The sequence below is a fragment of the Intestinimonas sp. MSJ-38 genome, from assembly GCF_018917925.1.
Taxonomy (GTDB): Bacteria; Bacillota; Clostridia; order Oscillospirales; family Butyricicoccaceae; genus Pseudobutyricicoccus.
The window spans coordinates 74,446-81,946 of the sequence record NZ_JAHLPO010000013.1 but is presented as its reverse complement, the minus strand read 5'-3'; the positions used below and the strand labels follow the sequence as shown (position 1 = coordinate 81,946).

Here is a 7,501-nt window from a genome sequence, read left to right as displayed (position 1 = left end):
CCGCAGGATTAAGGCAAAGCTAAAGGGCTTGCCGCCTGCAATTCACAGACAGCAAGCCCTTTCGGCTGCTTGAACAATTTTTACTTCAGAATATTGTCTAACTTTTTGGGGTCACTTCATTGCGTCCGGTTTTTTCTTTAAATCAGGCCCATTTGTTTCAGGCCGAAGATGATCAAAAACATGGTAAACACAGAAAGCAAGGTGGTGAACGCCACCGACTGGCCGGCCAGATCAGCGTCGGCCCCTTGCTGCTGGGCCATGATGAAGGAGGAAACGGCAATGGGTGCTCCCATCATGGCAGCCAGAGCCATCAGCTCCACATCCCGGAAGCCCATGGCGATAAAGATGGGCAGGAAGATGGCCGGGCAAATGAGCAACCGCCCCACCACGATAATGACCAGCTGACGGAGAAACCGCTTGGTATCGGAAAACTTAAAGAACCCGCCCAGGCTCACCAGACCAAGGGGTGTAGCCACTTGTCCCATATCTACGATGGTCTCTTCCACCGCCTGAGGCAGAGGGATCTGAAACACCAGGAACACAATACCCAGCAAAGAAGCAATAATGAGAGGATTGGTGATGATCCCCTTGAGGATCTTCTTCACATTCATTTTGCCATGGCTGAAGGTCTCCAAAGCGGCCACGCTGAGCATATTGTACAGCGGAATGACAAAGGCGCTGATGATGGACACCACGCCCAGGCCCTCCTGGCCGAACACACCGGAAACAATGGGCACACCGAACAAAATGTAATTGCTGCGGAAAATGCCCTGAACAATCACACCCCGCCGGGGGCCGTCCTTTTCGATCAGCGGCACCACCAGGCAAAGGACCACAAAGGTGGCTAACACCGAAATGACGGCGGTGAGGATGGTTTTCAGATCAAACATGGACTCCAGATCGGACTGGTAAATGTTTGTGAACAGCAGAATGGGCAGAAACACCTTGAACACCAGGCTGTTCAGCTTTTTCAGCAGCGGTTCGTCCACCATGTGGATCTGCCGGAGAAAATAGCCGATGGCCATGGTGAAAAACAGCGGCAGTACCACATTGATGGCTAAAATCAAATTTTCCATTTTTGTTCCGGTTTCCCGTTCTCCCTCTTTTCTTCGCCCGCAGGCGTTTTTTTATTCGTCCTTTGAATCCCCGGCCTCTCCGGATTCCTCCTGAGACGGCGTTTCCGCTTCCTCTTCCGCCTCAGGCTTCCCCTGCTCCTCCGGAATCTTTTCCTCACAGTCTGCCACTTTTTCCTCTGTTCCCTCTTTGGGCACAAGGCCTGGGGCGCTGAGATCAAAGGCCGGGATGCGTTTCCACGCTTTGGTGCAGTACATCCAGATCAGGAAGATCGCGCCGATGACGCAGCCGGTAAAGCCCACCACCTGGGAAATGCGGATGCTGGTATCGCCGATATACAGGCTGTCGGTGCGCAGTCCTTCGATCAGGCCCCGGCCAAAGCCGTACCAGACACAGTACCAGGCGAAGATCTCGCCCCGGAATTTCCGGCGTTTGGAGTAGAAATGCAGCACTGTGAAACCCAGCAGGTTCCACAGGGATTCATACAGAAAAGTGGGATGCACCGCCGCTCCCCCGCCGGTGGCGGTCTGAGAGATCACCATGCCCCAAGGCAGATTTGTGGCTGTGCCAAAGGCTTCTCCGTTGACAAAATTGCCCCACCGGCCAATGATCTGGCCGATGAGCAGTCCCAAGGCCCCCACATCCAGAAAGGACAGGATATTGAACCGGTGACGGTTCTTCCGGCCAAAGAGCAACACCACCAGAATTCCTGCAATGACGCCGCCATAAATGGCCAAACCACCGTTCCAGATGGACAGCAATTCATTCAAATGATCCTTATAATAGTCCCATCTGTTGATGACATAATAGGCTCTCGCCCCCAGCACGCCGCAGGGCAAAGCAATGATCAGCAGATCAATGACGGTATCGGGATCGGTTTCAAACTTCGAAGCCCGCTTCATCAGATATAGCGCACCCAGCAGAAAAGCCACGGCCAGGATGACGCCATACCAGCGGATGGGCCAGTTCCCTATATGGAAGGCCACCTGATTGAGTTTGAACACCTTATCAAAAAGTCCCGGGAAGGATACATAATGGACCATATCTCGTCCTCCTTGCGTTTTTCCCGCAAGCGGCCCGCAGCCACTCGCTTTTTACAGGATAGCACACCCTCCGCCACAATTCAACCCGCGGCCTTTTTTCACTATTTTTCTTGACAGGAGCGCAGATCCATGTTAAGATACATATCGTTGTAAAGGCTCAACGCTTTACATTGTGGGGAGGTCAAAGGATGAAAAGCGATACTTTCCATATGTCCATGCTGTTCGATTTTTATGGCGAACTGCTCACCGACAAACAGCGGGAACTCTTTGACCTTTATTATAATGAGGATATGTCCCTCACCGAGATCTCGGAGATCGCCGGTATCACCCGCCAGGGTGTGCGGGACGCCATCGTCCGGGCGGAAAGCATTCTGCGGGACACCGAGGACCGGCTCCAGCTGGTGCGCCGCTATGCCGGCATCCAGACCCAGGTGGAACAGATCGCTCAGGCCGCCCACCTCATCGTTTCGGCCAATGCGTCGGGCCCCCGCAATTATGAGATCGCAAAGCAGGCCGATCTGATTTTGCAGACGGCCGCCAAACTTTCGGAATAGGGCTCAGCCCGGAGGAATCCCATGGCCTTTGAAAGTCTCAGCGAAAAATTAAACGGCGTATTCCAAAAGCTGCGCAGCCGCGGCCGCCTCACCGAAGCCGATGTGCGGGCCGCCATGCGGGAGATCCGTATGGCCCTGCTGGAAGCCGATGTGAACTTCAAGGTGGTCAAGGACTTTATCGCCCGCGTCACCGAAAAAGCGGTGGGCGTGGAAATTTTGGAAAGCCTGACCCCGGCTCAGCAAGTCATCAAGATCGTCAATGACGAGCTGGCCGCTTTGATGGGCGGCACCCAAAGCCGCATCCATATGGCCAACAATCCCCCCACTGTGGTGATGTTTGTGGGCCTGCAGGGCGCCGGTAAAACCACCAACGCCGCAAAATTGGCGGGCTATTATAAAAAGCGGGAAAACAAGCGGCCACTGCTGTGTGCCTGCGATGTGTACCGCCCCGCTGCCATCAATCAGTTGAAAGTGGTGGGCGCTCAGCTGGATATCCCGGTGTTCGAACAGGGCCAGGGAGATCCGGTGGCCATCGCCCAGGCTGCGTATGCCCATGCCAAGCAGCATGGCAACGACCTTCTTATTGTAGATACCGCCGGTCGGCTCCACATCGACGAAGAACTGATGGATGAGCTGAAACGGCTGAAAGAAGCCCTCCATCCCCACGAGATCATGCTGGTGGTGGACGCCATGACCGGCCAGGACGCCGTCAATGCCGCCTCGGCCTTTGACGAAGCGCTGGGCATCGACTCGGTGCTCATTTCCAAGCTGGACGGCGACGCCCGGGGCGGTGCCGCCCTTTCGGTTCGGGCCGTCACCGGCAAACCCATCAAATTCTGCGGCACCGGCGAAAAGCTGGACGCTTTGGAGCCCTTCTACCCCGACCGCATGGCTTCCCGCCTGCTGGGTATGGGAGATGTGATGAGCCTGATTGAAAAGGCCCAGCAGAATTTTGATCAGAAAAAAGCCCAGGAGCTGGAAAAGAAGATGCGTTCGGGGAAACTGACCCTGACGGATTTCTACGACCAGCTGTGCCAGCTGAAAGGCATGGGCAGCATGGCCGATATCGCCGCCATGATCCCCGGCACCGGAGGCAAAGCCCTGCAGGGCGCCCAGGTGGATGAAAAGCAGCTGGCCCGCACCGAAGCCATCATCCTTTCCATGACCCCTTACGAGCGGGACAATCCGGAAGTGCTGAACTTCTCCCGGAAAAAGCGCATCGCCGCCGGCTGCGGTCTGAAAGTGGAAGATGTGAACCGGCTTCTCAAGCAGTTCAACGCCACCCAGCAGCTGATGAAGCAGTTTTCCGGCGCGGCCAAGAGAAAGGGCAAGGGCCTGCGGGGCCTGAAGCTGCCTTTCTGATCCATTGATCCATCATCCCTTCTCCCCTGGAAGGCGATTTTGGCATAGAGAAAGAATATTTTTTACAAAAACATGGAGGTACAATCATGGTTAAGATCAGACTGAGAAGAATGGGCGCCAAGAAGGCTCCTTTCTACCGCATCGTTGTGGCCGATTCCCGCTATCCCAGCAACGGCCGTTTCATCGAGGAGATCGGCATCTACAATCCCCTGGTGCATCCCGCTGAGATCCGCGTGGACGCTGAGCGTGCCCAGCAGTGGATCAAGAACGGCGCCCAGCCCACCGACACCGTTCGCGCCCTTCTGAAGAAAGCCGGAGCTCTTTAATCAAAGGAGAATGCCAATATGAAAGAGTTGCTTGTCTATATCGCCCAGCATCTGGTGGATCATCCTGACCAGGTTTCTGTGGAGGCGGTGATGAGTGGCGACACCATGAACCTCCAGCTTCGCGTAGCCCAGGAGGACATGGGCAAGGTGATTGGCCGCCAGGGCCGCATCGCCAAAGAGATCCGCACCCTTATCAAGGCCGCCGGCCTGCGGGAAAACCTGCGGACTACAGTGGAGATCCTGGACTAGTCATCGGAGGCCGTTTTTTCAAAACGGCCTCTTTTCCTTTTTTGACAACCACCAAGAAATGAGGAGATACTCTATGCCTGAGCTGCTGGAATGCGGACGCATCATCAACACCCACGGCGTGCGGGGCGAGGTAAAGATCGATCCCTGGTGCGACTCCCCGGTGCTCTTTGAACAGCTGCCCTGCCTTTATATCGATGGCACGGCCTATTCCATCACCCAAAGCCGCCCCCACAAAGGTTTCGTCTTGTGCAAACTGGAGGGCATCGATTCCCTGGACCAGGCCATGACGCTGAAAAACAAGGTGGTCTACCTGGATCGGGACCAGGTAGAGCTGGAAGATGGGGCCTATTTCATCGCCGATATCATCGGCTTTTCGGTCTACGACACCCGTACCGAACAGATCATCGGCACACTGGAAGAGGTGCGCCCCTCCCCTGCTTCCGACCTGTACTGCATCGCCACGCCCCGGGGACAGGTGCTCATCCCCGCCGTGCCGGCCTTTGTACATCGGGTGGATTTCGAAAACCGCCGTCTGGAGCTGAATACCATTCCGGGGATGCTGCCCGATGAAAATTGACATTCTGACTCTGTTTCCCGGCATGATTGAAGGGGTTTTGGGGGAGAGCATCATTGGCCGGGGCCGGGAATTCGGCCTGATCGACATCAAAGCCCACAACATCCGGGATTACACTTTGGACAAGCACCGGCGCACCGACGACTATCCCTATGGCGGCGGCATGGGAATGGTGATGCAGTGCGATCCTCTTTACCGGGCCTGGGAAGAGGTGCGGGAGGGAGAAAAGGTACACACCATCCTGATGTCCCCCCAGGGCGCTCCTTTCTGCCAGGAAAAGGCCAAGGAACTTTTGGCCCGGGACCGTTTCATTCTGGTTTGCGGCCATTACGAAGGCATTGACCAGCGGTTCATCGATGAATGTGTGGATGAGGAGATCTCCCTGGGAGATTTTGTGCTCACTGGTGGCGAGATTGCCGCAGTGGCCATTGCCGATGCGGTGTGCCGCATGGTACCTGGCGTGCTGGCTGATGACCAGAGCTTCACCGATGAAAGCCATTTCTCCGGTGTGCTGGAATACCCCCAGTACACCCGGCCGGAAGAATGGCACGGCCGTCGGGTGCCCGATGTGCTTCTTTCCGGCCACCACAAAAACATCGGTCAGTGGCGCAGGCTCCAATCTCTTCTCCGCACCAGAGAGCGGCGGCCTGACCTGTTTCAAAAGCTCCAGCTGACCCGGGAGGACCGGAAGCTGCTAGAACAATGGGAAGAAGAACAAAATAGCTAAATAAAAAGCCGGTTTTCACCGGCTTTTTTCTTATCCGCTGTCTTCCAGGATTTTCTTCACTTTTGCAATGGCCTTTTTTTCGATGCGGGAAACCTGCACCTGGGACACCCCCAGGATCTGGGCCACCTTCTGCTGGGTCAGATCCCGGAAATACCGCAAAGTGAGTACCGTTTGCTCCCGCTGAGGCAGCAGGGCCATGGCTTCCCGCAGAGCCAGAAGCTCCACCCGCCCCTCTTCTTCATCGGGGGCCGGGCAAATGTCCATCAACCGGAAACCGTCCTCTCCCCATTCCGCATTGAGGGACAGAGCACTTTGACAGGCTGTCTCCCCGGCGGCGATCTCCTCCGGCGTCAGCCCGGTCTCCTCTGCGATCTCCGAAAGTCGGGGTTCTCTTCCCAAAACACTTTCCAGCCGGGCCCGGGCCGCCATGACCCGATTCTGGTTCTCCTTCACGCTGCGGCTGACCTTCAAAAGGCCGTCGTCCCGGAGAAACCGACGGATCTCTCCGGCGATTTTAGGCACAGCATATGTAGAAAACTGGGTGGCAAAGGCCGGATCAAACCCTTCCACTGCCTTCAAAAGCCCCATACATCCCAGCTGGTACAGGTCGTCTTTTTCCACTCCCCGCCCCAAAAACCGGCGGACAATACTCCACACCAAGGGGCTGTTTTGGGTCACCAGCTGTTCCATGGCCTCTTTGTCTCCCTGTTGGGCCTTCTGGATCAGTTCACACCGTTCCTCCTGGGCGGTCAAGCCTGCCCTCCGGCGCCCAGACGCACCGAAAGCCGTTTTTTCATCCGCACCGCTGTCCCTTTTCCAGGCTGGGAGCGAACGGTGAGCTGATCCATGAAACTCTCCATAATGGTGAAGCCCATACCGCTGCGCTCCTTGCCTCCGGTGGTGTACAAAGGCTGACGGGCCTTTTCGATATCGGGGATGCCTCTCCCCTTGTCCCGCACCAGAATTTCCACCAGGCTGTTTTCAAAGATCTTCACCGTCAGGGTGATCTTTCCCACGCAATCGGGATAGCCATGGACGATGGCATTGGTCACCGCTTCACTGACGGCGGTTTTCAAATCGTTCAGCTCGTCCATGGTGGGGTCCAGCTGGGCCACAAAGGAAGCGGCGCACACCCGGGCAAAGCCTTCGTTCACCGAACGGCTGTCAAAAGTTACTGTCATGGAATTGAGGGGCTTTTTCATCTTTTTTCCTCCTTCCCCACAAACCGGACGATCTTGGGAATTCCGGCGGCATCAAAGACCCGCATGGCCTGACGGGAAACGCCCCGCACAGTCAGACTGCCGCCGATGACCCTCATCTGCCGGGCCGACTGCACCACCAAGGCGATCCCCGAACTGTCCATAAAGCTGACGCCGGAAAAATCCAGCTCCATCCGGGAAGGGCTCTGTTGGCTGATGGCATCTTCCAGGCTGCGCAGGGCGCTGAGGGCTTCGTGGTGCCCCAGCTCTCCCTCCAGAAGGACCGACAGCCCCTCTTCTTTTTGCTCTATTACCATATGCTTCATCCTTTTTCTTCTTTTTGGGCTTGTCCCCATTGTAGCAAAAGGACACCGCAATTTTTAGCGAAAAAGC

The 7,501-nt window shown here is 56.1% G+C and carries 11 protein-coding genes; 6 read left to right on the top strand and 5 right to left on the bottom strand.

Annotated elements, in window-relative coordinates; all coding sequences use genetic code 11:
* Positions 1–137: 137 nt before the first annotated feature.
* Both KQI26_RS09625 and lgt read right to left on the bottom strand, forming a co-directional pair.
* Positions 138–1,076, bottom strand: coding sequence for an AEC family transporter (locus tag KQI26_RS09625; RefSeq protein WP_216504248.1), 939 nt, complete (start codon positions 1,074–1,076; stop codon positions 138–140).
* Between the two features lie 51 nt (positions 1,077–1,127).
* Entirely contained in the window at positions 1,128–2,117 is a 990-nt protein-coding gene (gene lgt / locus KQI26_RS09620; protein WP_216504247.1) for a prolipoprotein diacylglyceryl transferase, read from the bottom strand.
* Positions 2,118–2,305: 188 nt separating this feature from the next.
* Between lgt and ylxM the strand changes: the two genes are divergently transcribed.
* From ylxM to trmD, 6 genes are all read left to right on the top strand, one after another.
* Entirely contained in the window at positions 2,306–2,671 is a 366-nt protein-coding gene (gene ylxM, locus KQI26_RS09615; RefSeq protein ID WP_118425692.1) for a YlxM family DNA-binding protein, read from the top strand.
* Between the two features lie 21 nt (positions 2,672–2,692).
* Positions 2,693–4,033 (top strand): signal recognition particle protein, encoded by a 1,341-nt coding sequence (gene ffh / locus KQI26_RS09610; protein WP_216504246.1) that lies wholly within the window; start codon positions 2,693–2,695, stop codon positions 4,031–4,033.
* Between the two features lie 83 nt (positions 4,034–4,116).
* Positions 4,117–4,359: a 30S ribosomal protein S16 gene (gene rpsP, locus KQI26_RS09605; RefSeq protein ID WP_118425688.1), complete on the top strand. Its 243-nt coding sequence runs from the start codon at positions 4,117–4,119 to the stop codon at positions 4,357–4,359.
* 18 nt (positions 4,360–4,377) lie between these two features.
* On the top strand, positions 4,378–4,608 hold the full coding sequence (locus tag KQI26_RS09600) for a KH domain-containing protein (protein WP_118425686.1): 231 nt from the start codon (positions 4,378–4,380) through the stop codon (positions 4,606–4,608).
* 73 nt (positions 4,609–4,681) lie between these two features.
* Positions 4,682–5,185: a ribosome maturation factor RimM gene (gene rimM / locus KQI26_RS09595; protein ID WP_216504245.1), complete on the top strand. Its 504-nt coding sequence runs from the start codon at positions 4,682–4,684 to the stop codon at positions 5,183–5,185.
* Complete coding sequence (trmD, locus tag KQI26_RS09590; protein ID WP_118746523.1) at positions 5,175–5,909, top strand: tRNA (guanosine(37)-N1)-methyltransferase TrmD; 735 nt, start codon at positions 5,175–5,177, stop codon at positions 5,907–5,909. The genes rimM and trmD overlap by 11 nt, the downstream gene beginning before the upstream one ends.
* Positions 5,910–5,939: 30 nt before the next feature.
* On the opposite strand, the gene KQI26_RS09585 is transcribed toward trmD, so the two are convergent.
* The 3 genes from KQI26_RS09585 to KQI26_RS09575 are packed head-to-tail and all read right to left on the bottom strand — an operon-like array spanning position 5,940 to position 7,425.
* Positions 5,940–6,662: a sigma-70 family RNA polymerase sigma factor gene (locus KQI26_RS09585; protein WP_253292778.1), complete on the bottom strand. Its 723-nt coding sequence runs from the start codon at positions 6,660–6,662 to the stop codon at positions 5,940–5,942.
* Positions 6,659–7,111, bottom strand: coding sequence for an anti-sigma F factor (gene spoIIAB, locus KQI26_RS09580; protein WP_118746524.1), 453 nt, complete (start codon positions 7,109–7,111; stop codon positions 6,659–6,661). The genes KQI26_RS09585 and spoIIAB overlap by 4 nt, the downstream gene beginning before the upstream one ends.
* Positions 7,108–7,425, bottom strand: a complete 318-nt coding sequence (locus tag KQI26_RS09575; protein WP_118746615.1) for an anti-sigma factor antagonist — start codon at positions 7,423–7,425, stop codon at positions 7,108–7,110. The genes spoIIAB and KQI26_RS09575 overlap by 4 nt, the downstream gene beginning before the upstream one ends.
* Between the last annotated feature and the right edge of the window lie 76 nt (positions 7,426–7,501).